The sequence below is a fragment of the Euzebyella marina genome, assembly GCF_014855515.1.
GTDB classification, from domain to species: Bacteria; Bacteroidota; Bacteroidia; order Flavobacteriales; family Flavobacteriaceae; genus Euzebyella; species Euzebyella marina.
On sequence record NZ_JACYFK010000002.1, the window covers coordinates 201188 to 217367 of the forward strand.

Below are 16180 nucleotides of genomic sequence, written 5' to 3' on the forward strand. Positions count from 1 at the left end.
ATTGCATATATATTGGATAAACGTGTAAAGTCTTTTCCAAATTAACCACTGTAATTTTGTATCAACAAATTAGACAAAGTTCCCGGTTGTCAACTTTAAAGTAAAGAGGGAATTTAAGTTGAACCTACAATTTGGAAGATTATGGAAACAAAAATAAATAATAGTAAAGCCTTGTTCGCCTTAGCGGTGGGCGGCTTTGGAATAGGACTTACGGAGTTTGTAATCATGGGTATTTTACCTGACGTAGCAAAGGGTTTGGATATTACCATCTCTCAAGCAGGCCACTTTATTGCTGCTTATGCTTTGGGTGTAGTAGTAGGAGCTCCCTTGCTCACTCGTTTTAGTACTAAAATGAATTCAAGAACCATTCTTTTGTTGTTGATGGGGTGGTTTACTTTATTTAATACCTTATCCGGTTTTGCAACCAATTACACCGCATTGTTGCTGGTTCGATTTTTATCGGGTCTTCCACACGGTGCATTTTTTGGTATCGGAGCAGTAGTTGCCGGTAAATTGGCACGTGAGGGTAAGGCTGCAAGAGCCATTGCTGTCATGTTTTCGGGCCTTACCATTGCTAACGTCATCGGTGTTCCTGCGGGTACATATATCGGTCACCATTATAATTGGAGTATTTCTTTCTATATGGTGGGCTTGGTCGGTCTTTTGGCCGTTGCCAGTATTTTGTTATGGATGCCGAAATTTGCCGCCCAAAAACCGCAGCCCTATTCTAAGGAAAACAAAGGGCTTAAGAATGGAGAACTGTGGGCTTTGATTGCACTTACTACCATTGGTACGGGAGGCTTTTTCGCTTGGTACAGTTACATAGCACCTTTAATCACTGATGTGGCCGGTTGGGGTGAATATATGGTAGGTTATGCCATGATTTTAGCAGGTTTGGGAATGGTTTTCGGAAACTTTATCGGAGCCAAAATGGCAGAAATCTTTTCGCCTTTAAGGGCTGTCGCTATAAGTTTATCGATAATGGTGGTGCTTTTATTGGTCAATTCTATGTTGGCATTTAACCCGTATATCGTATTGGGTATGACCTTTTTAGTTGGTATGGCAGCATTTACGGTATCCACTCCAATTCAAATGGCGATTATAAATACTTCAAAAGGTAATGAAATGCTCGGTTCTTCAATGAACCAGAGTGCCTTTAACATGGGTAATGCTTCCGGTGCTTATTTAGCAGGGTTGCCAATGACTTTTGGTCTGAGCGTGGTATATGCAGGAGTTGTTGGCTCTGTTTTAGCCGGATTGGGAGTTATGATTGCGATAGGAATTATATTATACCGTCGGCACAAAGCTGGGTACAGCCTAAAAAAGATGGCCTTCGGAAATTAAATAAAGATTATCTCTTAAAGTAAAAGACCGGCCAACAAGCCGGTCTTTTTTATTAACCTATCCACAGTATTGATCATCCATCTTTTTAGAGGAAATACAATTTTTATTTGAGTTATAGCACTAGTCCAAATCAATCTCAATTTTTTTATTCAGTGTTTCCGACAAAATTGCAAATAGTTCATCGGGATTAAAGGGTTTGGTAATTAGTCCGTTGATACCAAATTTCAGAAGGTCGGTTTTTATGGCAGTAGATGTGGAGGCTGATAAAGCAAAAATAGGAACTTTTCGAGTGTAGGGCCTATCTAATTTTCTTATAGCCAAACTGGCGTTATATCCGTCCATAACAGGCATTTGAAGGTCCATTAAAATTAAGTCATATTCATTCGAAGCCGCTTTTTCCACGGCAATTTTACCATTAGTGGCAATATCAAAGCCGACTCCCCATTTTTTCAAAAACTTTTCGACCACCAAAAGGTTGATTCGATTATCATCGACCACTAAAAAGCGTCGACCGAACAAGCTTGACTGGTCTGGGGTATCTTTCTCGTGCAACTCATCTTCGAAAAGTGAGGCAATAGGGTTGCCTTTCTTCAATTTCACTTCAAAGCTGAATGAAGAGCCAGTGCCAAAAGTGCTCTCCACTTTGAGCGATGTGCCCATCAGTTCCAATAATTTTTGACATATGGCCAAACCGAGGCCTGTACCCCCATAAAGACGCGTAGTACTAGGGTTCGCTTCGGCGAAAGATTCAAAGATTTTTTCAATCTTGTCATCGGGTATGCCTATACCCGTATCGATTACGGTAAAAGATAGTTTTGAATCATCTTCCGATTCTTCAACGACTTTAATTTTGAGATTTACTTGACCCTTTTCGGTAAACTTAATGGCATTACTCACCAGATTGGTCAAGACTTGTGATAGACGCGTGCTATCACCGATTATAGAGTCTTGCAATAAGGCATCCTTTTCTATTTTAAAGGATATTCCTTTTTTGGATGCTATGTTACTGAAGATGCTTTCAACAGTTGTCAATACCTGTTTTAAACTAAAATTGGCTTCTTCTAAATGAAGTGAACCAGAAGCAATCTTATCATAATCAAGAATATCGTTCACAACCCCCAGAAGATGCTCGGAAGAATACTTAAGTGTTTCCAGGTTTTCAATTTGTTCTTGCTTGGGATCTTCGATCAAAAGTAAATGGGCGATACCGATGACGGCATTTAACGGAGTTCTGATTTCATGCGACATGGTAGAAAGAAACTCTCCCTTTGCCTTATTGGCCTTGATTTCTTTTTCCCGCGATTTAATGAGCTGCAATTCGGTTCGCTTAAGATTGGTAATATTGGCAATAGTACCGATATAACCGTCAATGGTGCCTAAATCAGATTTAATACAATTGATGGTAAACTTCAGCCAAATCTTCTTACCGTTTCTATCAAGTGATTCCAGGGTTTTGCTAAATGTATTTGTTTCAGGACTTTCTAGATTGATTAAGTTTAAAAATGGCTTCCCTTTCGTATTTTTCAAACATTCCCCAACGGGTTTGCCGAGGGTTTCTTTTACCGGTTGTCCGGTGAGTTCTTCCCAGGCATTGTTCAGATAAGACCAATTTCCGTTAAGGTCGATTTCAAAAATTACATCTTTGATATTGCTGGCCACTTTGTTCAATTGGCCCTTTACCTCCTTTACATTATTTTTTAGCTGTTGGTTTCTTAAGAAAAGTTCTTTTGAGCTTTCTTCCAATATTGATTCGGCATGTTGCATGTCAAAATCGAAAAGACGATAGCTATCATCTACCATTTTTAAAAACGGGGCGAGTTGTTCTAGCTGTTTAGAATCAAGTTGGGCCGACTGCAGTTGTCTGCGTAATTTGTGATGGTACTTCATGATTCTGAAAATGTGGTGATGCACATGGTCAAGTTGTGTAGTGAGGTGGTTTTATATCCGTAAAACGGAGATATTTCACCGTATGAGTAAAAGCCAATGGACTTTGTGTGTTCAGGAAACTGGTCCATGACGGCCACAATTTCATCTGAAACCAAATCGCCCATTACTTTTCGTCTTCCCGCGCAGCTGATCAAAATGGCCAGCTGGTGGTCGTTGTCGTTGCGTTCTATAATTGTTTTGGCCGAAGTTTCGGCCCCGTAAATCAATCGATCGATATTGCCCCTCATTATTCTAACGTAAGAGCCTTCAGGTATTTCTTCTGACATAATGAGACTTTTTTCGTCTTCATCAACCGATAATAAGGCCCTTATTACCGGATTGGTATGCTGTTCGTTACGAACTTTGATTGGGTATTTAAACCCTTCGTTATCAACATCGTTAAAGATATTTGATGGAATTCGGGATTTGTAAAAATCAAGTGCAGGGCGTCCGTCTACTTCTAAAATCCTGTTATTGGAAGATTTGGTTACTAAGCATTCCACGCCATAGCTGTCCCATCCTCCTCGAGCATTGTAATTGACCTGAAGTGAATCACCATAAAGACCCAGGGCAACAATTCTATTGCGTTTGAGTTCACCATTTTCGATGATAAAATTAGAATCGATATAAGTACTTCTACCCGCTAAACCACCGGTAACTCCTATTTCACCTTTCAAGTTGTCGCTCAGACCTTTGAGTAAATCGGAAGCGCTAAGGGTCTGAACATCTGAGAGAATAAAAAGATGCTTAAGGTTACTTTGATCGATATCGTTGGCAAAACTTTTACCGGTAGCATAAATCTCGTCCGCTTCGGCGGGCAAATCAACACCATATAGTTGGATTTTGGTAGACTCAAAATGAACGGCAGCTAGCGCTATGGTACCATCAACGACCTCACGGCCGATAATTTCTCCTACCGTAGTGCCACCTATAATTATAGCTCTCGGATATCTTTTTGTTATCTCAGTTAAAGATTCCTCAACTCCCTCGTAGGATAGCGAGACAAAAAGAAACACCACATCCGGTTCAAAAGAGAGCTCGAGATGGGCTATGTCACTTTTAGTCGTGATTTGTCTTCTAAAAATTTTCATTGATATATGTAAGAAAAAGTTTACACACATCATTAACGAAAAAAAGTCTTAATTCATATATAGAAACAGTATAGTTATCAAGACTAAGGTAGTAGTAGACAAAAAAACAGCCATCAAATCAATGATAGCCGTTTTTTATATTCTCGGTCTGTAAGACCTAAAAAATGTATTAAATATTGCTAGCCAACCAGTCACCGACCTCACTAGTCTTGTATGATTTACCTCCTTCGGACAAATCTTCGGTAACAACCCCTTCGGAAAGGGATTTATTTACAACACGACGTATATCATCGGCCTCTTGTTGTAAACCTAAATCTTCAAACATCATGGCTGCTGAAAGCACGGTAGCTAAAGGGTTCGCAATGTCTTTACCGGCAGCTTGAGGATAAGAACCGTGAATAGGTTCGTATAGGGAAACCTCACTACCAACGGAGGCAGATGGCATTAATCCCATCGATCCCGATATCACGGAAGCCTCATCGGTTAAGATATCTCCGAACAAATTCTCAGTGATGATTACGTCATAGGCTTTAGGCCATTGGACCAATCTCATCGCGACTGCATCAACAAATTCATAAGAAACTTCTACCTCAGGATAATCTTTCTCCATAGCTTGTACGGTCTCTCTCCATAGGCGAGAAGATTCCAGCACATTGGCTTTATCGACACAGCACAATTTTTTTCCTCTGGCCATCGCCATTTCAAACCCTTTTTTTGCCAAACGCTGAATTTCAGCACGCGTGTAGGTCATCGTATCATATGCTGTATTGCCATCATCTTCGCGCCCGCGTTTACCAAAATAAACCCCACCGGTCAATTCTCTAAGAATAATAAGGTCGGTTCCTTCAATTCTGTCTCTTTTCAAAGGAGACTTATCTATTAAAGAAGGAAAAGTAAAGGTTGGTCTTACGTTTGCGAAGAGCCCTAGTTTTTGACGCATTTTCAACAAGCCTTGCTCGGGACGTACTTTGGCAGAAGGATCATTGTCAAAACGAGGGTGCCCTATAGCACCGAAAAGAACGGCATCGGCACTGGCACATACTTCATGCGTATCATCAGGATAAGGTTCACCTACCGCATCAATTGCTGCAGCTCCGGTCAAAGCGGGCTTCCAAGCAATTTCATGTTCGTACTTAGTTGCGATGGCGTCGCATACTTTCACCGCTTGATCAATAACTTCAGGGCCGATTCCATCTCCGGCCAAAAGGGCAATATTTAGTTTCATTTATATGATTTTCAAATTCAAGTTGACTTTGGCATTTAGCTTTTAAGCCATAACCAATCGCACAACGTTTTAAATTATGTTCAACATTTTTTCGGTAGCCTTTATGGCCGAAACCGTTTGGTCAGAATCGAGACCTCTCGAGGTGAATTCTTTTCCATTGAAATCCCAAGTAATAATGGTTTCGCAAAGGGCATCTGAATTACTTCCGGGAGGTATTCTAACGGCGTAGTCTACCAATTTGGGCAATTCCATTTTGCGGCCATGATAAATTTTACGCAAGGCATTCATAAAGGCATCATATTGCCCATCTCCGGAAGCGATTTCCTCATGAATTTTCCCATCTATTTCCAAAGATAGGGTAGTGGATGGTCTTAAACCTTTTGAGTGTGTAAGCACATAAGATTTTACAAACACCTTTTGATGATAATCGGTATCCAACACATCGGAAATGATGTAAGGTAGATCCTCTTTGGTGACCTTTTCTTTTTTATCGCCGAGTTCAATTATTCGGGCGGTAACTTTTTTCAGTTCTTCATCATTGAGAGTAAGGCCCAATTCCAAAAGGTTCTTTTGAATATTGGCTTTCCCCGACATTTTGCCCAATGCATATTTTCGCTTTCTGCCAAAGCGCTCAGGCATTAGATCACTGAAATAGAGATTCTTTTTATTGTCTCCATCCGCATGTATTCCAGCAGTTTGAGTGAATACATTTTCACCAACAATAGGTTTGTTGGCAGGTATGCCCACCCCGGTAAATGCCGAAACCAATTTGCTTACCTTATAAAGTGCTTTTTCATTTACTTCAATGGAGACGTCAGGTAAAAAGTCGTTTATTACCGCAATAGCACTGGCCATGGGTGCATTACCGGCTCGTTCACCCATTCCGTTAACGGTTAGATGCAAACCGTGACAGCCTGCCTTAACAGCTTCCATGATATTGGCAACCCCTAAATCATAGTCGTTATGACCATGAAAATCGATATGCATATTAGGAAACCTTGATATAATCTCTGTTAGATAATCAGAAACTTCATTATGGGTCAAGATGCCCAAGGTGTCCGGTAGCAGTACTCTTTTAACCGGCTGAGATGATAGAAAATCAAGAAAAGCGAATACATACTCTTTTGAGTTGCGCATTCCATTACTCCAATCCTCTAAATAAATATTATTGATAAAGCCTCTATCGGATGCTTTTTTGAAAGTTTCCGCAATCTCGCCGAAATGTTGTTCGGGAGTCTTCTTTAACTGATATTTGAGGTGATTAATAGACCCTTTCGTTAAAAGGTTCTGAGATTTGGCACCTGCATTCTCCATCCAATCCAAAGAAACACCACCATCAACAAATGTCAGTACCTCGACACGGTCAAGATAGTTTTGTTCGTCGGCCCAACGTGTTATCTGCTTTACGGCCTCTAACTCTCCCTCAGAAACCCTAGCGGAAGCCACCTCTATTCGGTCGACCTTCAGCTCATCCAACAACAACTTTGCCAAGGTAAGTTTTTCTGAAGCGGTAAATGATACACCAGAAGTTTGCTCGCCATCGCGTAGCGTGGTGTCCATTATTTCCAGCTGTCTTTTCATTTCTACCCTAAGGTTATAGCGTTCCTTTTTTAATTCAAGGATTTTGAAGGCCCTAGTTAGAAAAAACTGGGGCCGATTTTTTTAGATAGGTCTGTTCTCTGCGAATTCTTGAATATCTTTCTTGATGTTCAAAAGGTAATCGATATCGTCGAATCCGTTGGTCATATTGCCTTTTTTATAGGTGTTGATATCAAATGATTCGCTTTCACCCGTTGCCAAAATGGTTACTTTTTGTTCAGGAAGGTTCACTTCAAACTTGGCTTTTGGGTCTTTTTCAATTTCACCAAAAATCTTCTGAAGGAATTCAGCACTTACCTGAACCGGTAATACCCCGATATTAAGACAGTTGTTTCTGAAAATGTCGGCAAAAAAGCTTGAAATTACACAGCGAAAACCATAGTCGTAGACTGCCCAAGCCGCATGCTCTCTTGAGGAGCCCGAACCGAAGTTTTTACCGCCTACTAAAATTTCGCCCCCATAAATAGGATTGTTAAGAATAAAATCTTCCTTAGGGGTATTATCTTGATTATATCTCCAATCGCGAAAAAGGTTATCGCCAAAGCCTTTACGTTCGGTAGCCTTTAGAAAGCGAGCAGGAATTATTTGATCGGTATCTACATTTTCAATTGGTAAGGGTACCGCTGTAGAAGTCAATATATTGAATTTATCGTATGCCATCTTTTTGTTCTTTGAAATTTAATAAATGGTAGGTATGAAAAAATGAGCCCAAAGCTCTTTTTTAACCGGCTACCACTTCTTGCATTAGTTCTCTAGGATCAGTGACTTTTCCGGTTACAGCAGCCGCAGCGGCCACCAACGGGCTGGCCAATAAGGTTCTTGAACCTGGGCCTTGTCTTCCTTCAAAGTTTCTGTTCGAGGTACTCACCGCTAGTTTGCCCGCCGGAATTTTATCATCGTTCATGGCCAAACACGCAGAACAGCCGGGTTCGCGAAGCTCAAAACCTGCTTCTGTGAAAATATCCAAAAGTCCTTCCTCCTTAATGGCAGCTTCTACCTTATGGCTACCAGGAACCAACCAAGCGGTAACATTATCCGCCTTTTTTCTTCCTTTTACAACGGAAGCAAAAGCCCTAAAGTCTTCAATTCGACCATTGGTACAACTACCGATAAATACAAAATCTATTGGCTTGCCGATCATCGCATCGCCCTCGCCGAATTGCATGTACTGCAAAGACTTTTTGTAACTTGAAGCAGCGCCCTGCGTTTCATCGTAGTTAGGAATGGATTTACTGATACCCATACCCATACCCGGATTGGTACCATAAGTGATCATCGGCTCGATGGCAGAACCATCAAAAGTCAGTTCTTTATCAAAAATAGAATCGTCATCGGTATATAAAGTTTCCCAATAGGTCATCGCCTTATCCCAAGCAGAACCGGTAGGAGCAAATTCACGGCCTTTGATATACTCGAATGTTTTTTCATCAGGAGCAATCATTCCGCCGCGGGCACCCATTTCTATACTAAGGTTACAGACGGTCATACGACCTTCCATACTCATATTTTTAAACACATCGCCCGCGTATTCGACAAAATAGCCCGTTGCACCCGAAGTGGTCAATTGTGAAATAATAAAAAGAGCCACATCTTTAGGTGTTACGCCATATTGCAGTTCACCAGTGATGTTGATACGCATTCTTTTAGGCTTTGGCTGCATAATACATTGAGTGGCCAGAACCATCTCAACTTCTGAAGTACCGATACCAAAAGCGATAGCGCCAAAAGCACCATGTGTAGAAGTATGTGAGTCACCACAGACAATGGTAGCCCCAGGAACCGTTATGCCGTACTCCGGACCGACTACGTGAACAATGCCGTTCTTTTCATGACCCAGACCCCAATAAGAAATACCATGCTCATTGGCATTGGCTTCCAACATTTTTAACTGATTCGCCGATAATGGGTCGGCCACAGGAAGGTGTTGGTTGATGGTTGGGGTGTTATGATCGGCCGTCGCGAATGTTTTTTCAGGATGCATCACCCCAATGTTGCGATTTTTCAACCCGAGAAAAGCAACTGGACTCGTTACCTCGTGAACCATATGACGGTCAATGAACAGCACATCTGGCCCGTTTTCTATTTGGTGGACTACATGAGAATCCCACACTTTATCGAACAATGTCTTTTTAGCACTCATAATCTTTCAATTCTAAGCTAACAAAACTAGTGAAACATGAAGATTTTAAGAAATTATTACATTTTAAAATTACGATGTTCAACCCTCAAATTAGCATTCTTCGGTTCGGTTTTTACAATGATGTTTAAAAATAAAAAACAGAACTAAAAGAGGTGTTTAGCTAATGTAATTCCAGATATTCTTGTTTTTTAAAATTTTGATATAGGTGTTTCTGACAACTAAATTTTCAGGTCTTTCAAGTTGAGGGTCACTTTTTAAAAGTTGTAGGGCGTAATGCCTAGCCGTCTTGAGAATATCGTTATCCTTGACAATATCGGCAATCTTTAAATTAAGCACACCGCTTTGCTGTGTACCCATTAAATCGCCCGGCCCGCGTAATTTAAGGTCGACCTCTGCGATTTCAAACCCGTCATTGCTTTGGGTCATGGTCTGTAATCTGGTTTTGGCTTCGGAAGAAAGTTTATGGCTGGTCATCAAAATACAATAGCTTTGGTCTGCCCCTCGGCCTACACGCCCCCTTAGCTGATGTAATTGTGAAAGCCCAAAGCGTTCGGCACTTTCGATAATCATGACAGAAGCATTGGGTACGTTTACGCCGACTTCGATTACGGTAGTAGCTACCATAATGTGGGTTTCTCCGCGCACAAAACGGTCCATTTCATAATCTTTATCGACAGGTTTCATTTGACCGTGAACAATAGAAATTTGATAATCGGGCAGCGGAAAATCACGGGCGATACTTTCATAACCATCCATCAGATCTTTATAATCCAACGCTTCCGATTCTTGAATAAGTGGGTACACGATATAAACCTGTCTTCCTTTTTTGATCTCATCCCTCACAAAAGCAAAAACCTTGAGTCTATTGGTATCGTAACGGTGTACGGTTTTTATCGGCTTTCTTCCAGGAGGCAGCTCGTCGATTACCGAAATATCCAGATCTCCGTAAAGGCTCATGGCCAGCGTTCTTGGTATGGGGGTAGCCGTCATTACCAAAATATGAGGGGGGAGCAAATTTTTATGCCACAGTTTAGCTCTTTGTGCAACTCCGAACCGATGTTGTTCATCAATAATGGCTAATCCTAAATTTTGAAACTGTACTTTATCTTCCAATAGCGCATGGGTGCCCACCAAAATGTGGAGTTCCCCGCTTTCAAGGGCTTCATGAATTTGGTTGCGGTCCGATTTTTTGGTTGATCCGGTCAACAGGGCACAACTAACACCAACCTTGTCTAATAATTCTTTGATTCCTGTAAAATGTTGGTTCGCAAGAATCTCAGTTGGTGCCATTAGACATGCTTGGTAACCATTATCTATGGCCAATAACATGCTCATTACCGCGACGATTGTTTTGCCAGAACCTACATCGCCCTGTAACAAACGGTTCATTTGGGCATTACTGCCCAAATCGGACCTTATTTCTCTAAGAACTCTTTTTTGTGCGCCCGTCAGCTCAAAAGGAAGGTGTTCTTCATAAAACTCATTGAACCGCTCACCGACTTGGTCAAAGACCAAACCTTTAATTTTTTGTTTTCGAAGTGCCTTTTTGGTTAAAAGTTGTAGTTGAATGTAAAACAGCTCTTCAAATTTTAATCGGAACTGGGCTTTGGCCAATAATTCTTGATTTTTTGGAAAGTGTATATTCAATAGGGCTTCCGGCTTTGGCATAAGGTGAAGCTCCTGTAACAATTGATCCGATAAAGTTTCTGAGAACCTTGCTTTGGTTTCCATAAACAATTGCTGGATCATTTTACTGATAACACGATTGGTAATGCCTTTGTTACCTAGTTTTTCTGTGGATGGGTAAATGGGCTGCATCGCTACTTTTAGTCCTTTTTGGTGTTCCGTCAGCAATTCCATATCCGGATGCGGCATAGAAAACTTACCATTGAACCAATTACATCGCCCAAAAACTACATAGGGGACATTTATTTTTAGATTTTCACGAATCCACTTTTGCCCTCGAAACCAGACCAATTCCATTTCGCCAGTATCATCGACAAATGTGGCCACCAAACGCTTACCTTTTTTTTGCTCAACGGTTTTAAGGTTGACTATTTTACCGACAATCTGAACATCGGCATTGCTACGTTGAAGTTGGCCTATTTTGTAATATTGGGTTTTATCTAGGTAACGATTAGGAAAAAAACTTAATAAGTCTTGAAAGGTATGAATACCCAGCTCTGATTGTAGTGTCTCGGCTCTACTGGGCCCGACCCCTTTCAAATAAGCAATAGGTGTTTGTAGCAATTGGCCAATCATGCGACTAAATTAGCGGTTCGGCAAATTAATAGCAACAAAAGCTATGGCAATAGTCATTTTCAGCAGACCCTATTAAAAATGCTAAATTTGGTTCACCTTTTGTTCTGCAATTATTATGATTAGATTTTTTTTGGTTTTCTTTTTTTTATGTGGAAGGTTTTATGGCCAGCATCAACAGCATGTCAACTTTGTAGAATCAAAAGTGGTTATTGAACCGCTGCCAAAGGAAAAGGCAATAAAAGGAACGGTAAGTTATACCTTCAAAATTTTGAGCGCAGTCGATTCTGTTTTTTTAGATGCCCAGAACATTCATTTGAACGAGGTAAGTATTGATGGTGAAAAAACGGCATTTGAAAATAACGGAAAAAGGCTTGTTCTAAAGAAGAGGTTCAAAAAGAATAAAACGTATCAACTTAAAATAGCATACACCACTAAGCCCAAACAGACAGTTTATTTTTTAGGATGGGATGATAACATTAGGCATAACGAACAAATATGGACCCAAGGTCAGGGAAAGTACACCAGCCATTGGTTACCCAGTTTTGATGACATGCAAGAAAAAGTAGAATTCGATGTGAGCATTCTTGCCGAAAAGAACTATGAGGTTATCGCTAATGGTCAATTACGTTCACAGAAAGATTCCCTCAATAAAACGTTGTGGCAGTATGATATGCAAAAGCCAATGAGTAGCTATCTTTTGGCTTTTGCTATAGGCAATTATAATAAACAAAAGTTTATTTCGAAGAGTGGCGTTTCCATCGATAACTATTACTATCCTTCAGATAGTCTTAAAGTAGAGCCCACTTATAGATACACTCAAGAAATTTTTGATTTTTTAGAATCTGAGATAGGGGTGACGTACCCTTGGCAAAATTACAAACAGGTGCCGGTTCGTGATTTTATATATGCTGGTATGGAAAATACCGGCTGCACCATTTTCTCCGAGGGTTATGTGGTCGATTCCACAGGGTTTGTAGACAAGAACTATGTCAACGTGAACGCCCATGAGTTGGCACATCAATGGTTCGGCAATCTAGTAACAGAAAAGGATGGGCATCACCATTGGTTGCACGAGGGTTTTGCCACTTACTACGCATATATGGCAGAGAAAAAGGTTTTTGGTAATGATTTTTTCTATTGGAAATTGTGGGATACCGCTCAAGAGCTACACCGAATGTCAGAAGCTGGTCGGGGCGAAGCTTTGACCGACCCAAAATCGAGTAGTCTTACTTTTTACGAAAAAGGCGCATGGGCCTTGGCAATTTTAAGGGAAAGAGTGGGGGAGGATGCTTTTCAAAATGGGATGAAGAGCTACCTTACCAAATACAGTTTTCAAAATGCGACCATAGAAGATTTTTTGAATGAAATAAAAGCGGAAACCAACACCGATCTCACTGAATTTGAACAGTCTTGGTTGAACTCCGATAAATTTCCTGAGGAAGAAGCCATCACCTATCTTAAGAAATACAATGAATCGATAAGGGCATTTGTTGACAATGAGATGAATGGTAACCAATTGAAGAATGTTTTAAGCGGTAATCATCCTCATCAATACAAGATAGCGTTATTGGAAAAGTTCAAAAGCACCTTGTCTTCAGAAGCTTTAATTAACTCAGCTATTGAATCGGATTTACTAACCAGACAAAAAATGCTTCAGTTAGTAGAAGATATTCCGATGGAATCTAAGGAAGATATAGAAACGCTACTCGGTGATAAAAGTTACATAAGCCAAGAGTTGGCTTTGTATAAACTATGGTCATCGTTTTCTAATGACAGAGAAAAATATCTTGAAGTTACCGAGGGTGTAGAAGGTTTGCCTAATAAAAATGTTCGGTTGTTATGGTTGACTTTGGCCATTGTTACCGAAAGTTTCAAACCCGAAAGCACCAATGAATATTATAATGAACTGGTCGATTATACCGACCCCTCATTTTCTTGGGATGTTCGCATGGGTGCTTTTCAATATCTAGCTGAAATAGGTCTTTCCGATGATGCTCTTGTGAATTTAATCGACGCTACCGAACACCATAGTTGGCAGTTCAAGAAATACGCTCGTAATTTAACCGATGAGTTATTGCAACAAAAAGAATATCAAAAAAGAATAGCGACCGTTTTTAAGAAACTAAACCAAAACGATTTCCGTTATATAAACAGTAAATTAAAGGAAGAATGAAGGCATTGGTCATTTCTGGAGGCGGTAGCAAAGGAGCATTTGCGGGTGGGGTAGCACAATATCTCATGCAAGAAAAGCAATGCGAGTACGATCTTTTTCTAGGTACCTCCACAGGCAGCCTACTGATTTCGCATTTGGCACTACAGAAAATAGATAAGATCAAAGAGATCTATACTTCGGTCAATCAAGACAGCATCTTTAGCAATTGCCCCTTTACCATTGAAAAAAAGTATGGCGTTCATACGATTGGCATCAATCACTGGAACGTTCTCCGTAATTTCTATAGAGGCAGAAAAACCTTTGGCGAAAGCAAAAATTTACACAAGCTCATCAAAAATACACTTACCAAAGAAGAGTTTGAGATTTTAAAGAACGGACCCAAGGAAATAGTCGTTACAGTGGCCAATCTATCTTTAAATCAAGTAGAATACAAATCCATCAACGATTATAGCTACGAAGATTTTTGTGAATGGGTCTGGATATCTTGCAACTACACGCCATTTATGAGTTTAGTTCGAAAAAACGGATGTGAATATGCCGATGGCGGCCTAGGAAATATGGTGCCAATTGAAGAGGCCGTAAGAAGAGGTGCTACCGAAATCGATGTGATAGTTTTACAGACCGAAGTGACGCATCTGAACCGCCTGCCTTCAAAGAACGCTTTCTCATTGTTAACGACCATGTTTGAGTTTATGCTTGACCGTATCGAGTTTCAGAATATTAAAATAGGAAAGTACGCGGCGGGGCATAACAAGGCTATCATTAACTTTTATTATACACCAACCGTTTTAACCACCAACTCTTTGGTTTTTGATAAGGAAAAAATGACGGCTTGGTGGCAAAGCGGATTCAACTATGCAAAATATAAGAATACCGAACTTAATCAGATAGAACCTGAAAAAGGCGAAGTACTCTAACTATAGAGCACCTCGCCTTTTATTTAGATTTTTCAAAAGCTTACCAGAGCTCGCCAATTTCCTTTTTAACGAACGATAGGGCAGTGGCCGATGGCGATTCTTTGTCCATCGTTTCGGTAAGAATGTCTTCCCTGAGTTTATCGGCTGCATCCGTTTCGCTCATAGCCGCTTTGCGGATCATTTGTACGGTAGCACTTTTGGCCGCTTTGATTACGTTCCAACACTCATCGGTCATATAAATTTGTTGTGACAGATTGTGGTCGAATTCGGTTTCAATAGTTCTGATAAGTAGCTGTTCGTAGTCGTTTTTATTGGTCGACTTAGGCGCTACCCGAACCACCAAGCTAGGTATGGCAATGCGTTCTAGAAAAAGAGCCATTCGCTCATAGGCCTGCAAACGTACGGGTAATGTATTCTTTTGTGTGTCTTTATGTAATAGAAATCTTCTTCGCCCTTCTTCGTTTCGAGTATGTAACTTGAAAAAATAGAAGGCGACAAGACCAGTAACAACGGCAGGTAATAAAAAACCGAAAAATTGTAAAATAGTTTCTCCAGACATGTTTTTGGGTGGTTTGGGGCCATCGATGAAGATAGCCGGTTACTTTGTTTAGAGAACGGTCTATTTTTAAAAAAAGTATGGTGTTTTACTTCCTTTGTGAATTACCTGTTCAGGTTGATAAAATAATTCTCAAAATCAACCTATATAGTAATTGAAAAACTAGTTTTTCATCTCTTCCCTGGCCATGAGGTAGAATTGGTCATAGGCAGGGTGAATATTCACTTGAATTCCTTCTTTTAAATTACCGTCTCTTCCAAGACTCGAAACGCGTTCGGCCTCTACACCGGCTTCCTTCAGCTTTCTTGCCACCGACAAGGCTTGTTGAGCGGGTATATGAATATCCCCCGTCATACTCAAACCTTCTACCGTTACCGAAGTTTTAGGATTGGCCGCTAGAATTTGGGCTACTTTTTCTGTCCATGACCCTCCTTCGGCCGTAAGTTGGTCGCCCGTATCGCTTCCAAAAAGACTATTCAGGTCCGATGAAATAACCACGCCCCCGTTTGAAACAGAAATTTTGGCATTTTCTCCCATAGTTTGCTTTACATTGGTCAATACCACAATGGCCGTAGAATCATTACTGCTAATGGCGTCTTTAATCGATTTCAATTGATTTTCCTTCGCCTCTAGACTGGCCATGGCACTGGTAACGATGTTACTGTTCTTATTGGATACTTCGGCAAAACTCTTCATGTTAGCCATTAAGGTATTGTTGGCGTCTTGCAATTCGTTTACCTGACTTTCAAAAGATTCAGCCTTGGCTACCGCAATACGTTCGGTTTTTTTCGTTTCCAATAGCTCATTGTTCACAGAGTCCAACTCATTTTTTAACTGATCGATTTCAGCGATCAAATCACTTTTGCGTTGCGCCTGAACGGAAATAACGGTGAAAACAAGTAGAATGGAAGCAAGTAAATTTCTTTTCATTTATGGGGATTTATTAT

General features: G+C 40.5%; 12 protein-coding genes. 3 read left to right on the top strand and 9 right to left on the bottom strand.

Annotated features, from left to right (window positions below; genetic code table 11):
• Positions 1–141: 141 nt before the first annotated feature.
• The gene (locus IL356_RS09630; RefSeq protein WP_121849204.1) at positions 142–1344 is read left to right on the top strand and encodes an MFS transporter; all 1203 of its coding nucleotides are present in this window, start codon (positions 142–144) and stop codon (positions 1342–1344) included.
• A 120-nt stretch (positions 1345–1464) separates the two neighbouring features.
• Here IL356_RS09630 and IL356_RS09635 read toward each other — a convergent pair whose 3' ends face one another.
• The 7 genes from IL356_RS09635 to recG form a co-directional block, all read right to left on the bottom strand.
• Complete coding sequence (locus tag IL356_RS09635; protein ID WP_121849203.1) at positions 1465–3231, bottom strand: PAS domain-containing hybrid sensor histidine kinase/response regulator; 1767 nt, start codon at positions 3229–3231, stop codon at positions 1465–1467.
• Positions 3228–4361, bottom strand: coding sequence for an FIST signal transduction protein (locus tag IL356_RS09640; protein ID WP_162987900.1), 1134 nt, complete (start codon positions 4359–4361; stop codon positions 3228–3230). Before IL356_RS09640 ends, IL356_RS09635 begins: the two co-directional genes overlap by 4 nt.
• A 169-nt stretch (positions 4362–4530) precedes the next feature.
• A complete protein-coding gene (gene leuB, locus IL356_RS09645) occupies positions 4531–5586 on the bottom strand; it encodes a 3-isopropylmalate dehydrogenase (RefSeq protein ID WP_121849201.1) in 1056 nt (351 codons plus the stop codon).
• Between the two features lie 69 nt (positions 5587–5655).
• Entirely contained in the window at positions 5656–7167 is a 1512-nt protein-coding gene (locus IL356_RS09650) for an alpha-isopropylmalate synthase regulatory domain-containing protein (protein ID WP_121849200.1), read from the bottom strand.
• Positions 7168–7248: 81 nt separating this feature from the next.
• A complete protein-coding gene (gene leuD, locus IL356_RS09655) occupies positions 7249–7845 on the bottom strand; it encodes a 3-isopropylmalate dehydratase small subunit (protein ID WP_121849199.1) in 597 nt (198 codons plus the stop codon).
• Positions 7846–7906: 61 nt separating this feature from the next.
• Positions 7907–9325, bottom strand: a complete 1419-nt coding sequence (leuC, locus tag IL356_RS09660) for a 3-isopropylmalate dehydratase large subunit (RefSeq protein ID WP_121849198.1) — start codon at positions 9323–9325, stop codon at positions 7907–7909.
• Between the two features lie 156 nt (positions 9326–9481).
• Positions 9482–11587 (bottom strand): ATP-dependent DNA helicase RecG, encoded by a 2106-nt coding sequence (recG, locus tag IL356_RS09665; protein ID WP_121849197.1) that lies wholly within the window; start codon positions 11585–11587, stop codon positions 9482–9484.
• 115 nt (positions 11588–11702) lie between these two features.
• On the opposite strand from recG, the gene IL356_RS09670 reads away from it, so the two are divergent.
• Both IL356_RS09670 and IL356_RS09675 read left to right on the top strand, forming a co-directional pair.
• Entirely contained in the window at positions 11703–13760 is a 2058-nt protein-coding gene (locus tag IL356_RS09670) for a M1 family metallopeptidase (protein WP_121849196.1), read from the top strand.
• Positions 13757–14677, top strand: coding sequence for a patatin-like phospholipase family protein (locus tag IL356_RS09675; RefSeq protein ID WP_121849195.1), 921 nt, complete (start codon positions 13757–13759; stop codon positions 14675–14677). Before IL356_RS09670 ends, IL356_RS09675 begins: the two co-directional genes overlap by 4 nt.
• Before the next feature lie 40 nt (positions 14678–14717).
• On the opposite strand, the gene IL356_RS09680 is transcribed toward IL356_RS09675, so the two are convergent.
• Both IL356_RS09680 and IL356_RS09685 read right to left on the bottom strand, forming a co-directional pair.
• Positions 14718–15236, bottom strand: coding sequence for a DUF7935 family protein (locus tag IL356_RS09680; protein WP_121849194.1), 519 nt, complete (start codon positions 15234–15236; stop codon positions 14718–14720).
• Between the two features lie 159 nt (positions 15237–15395).
• Complete coding sequence (locus IL356_RS09685; RefSeq protein WP_121849193.1) at positions 15396–16163, bottom strand: hypothetical protein; 768 nt, start codon at positions 16161–16163, stop codon at positions 15396–15398.
• Positions 16164–16180: the final 17 nt, after the last annotated feature.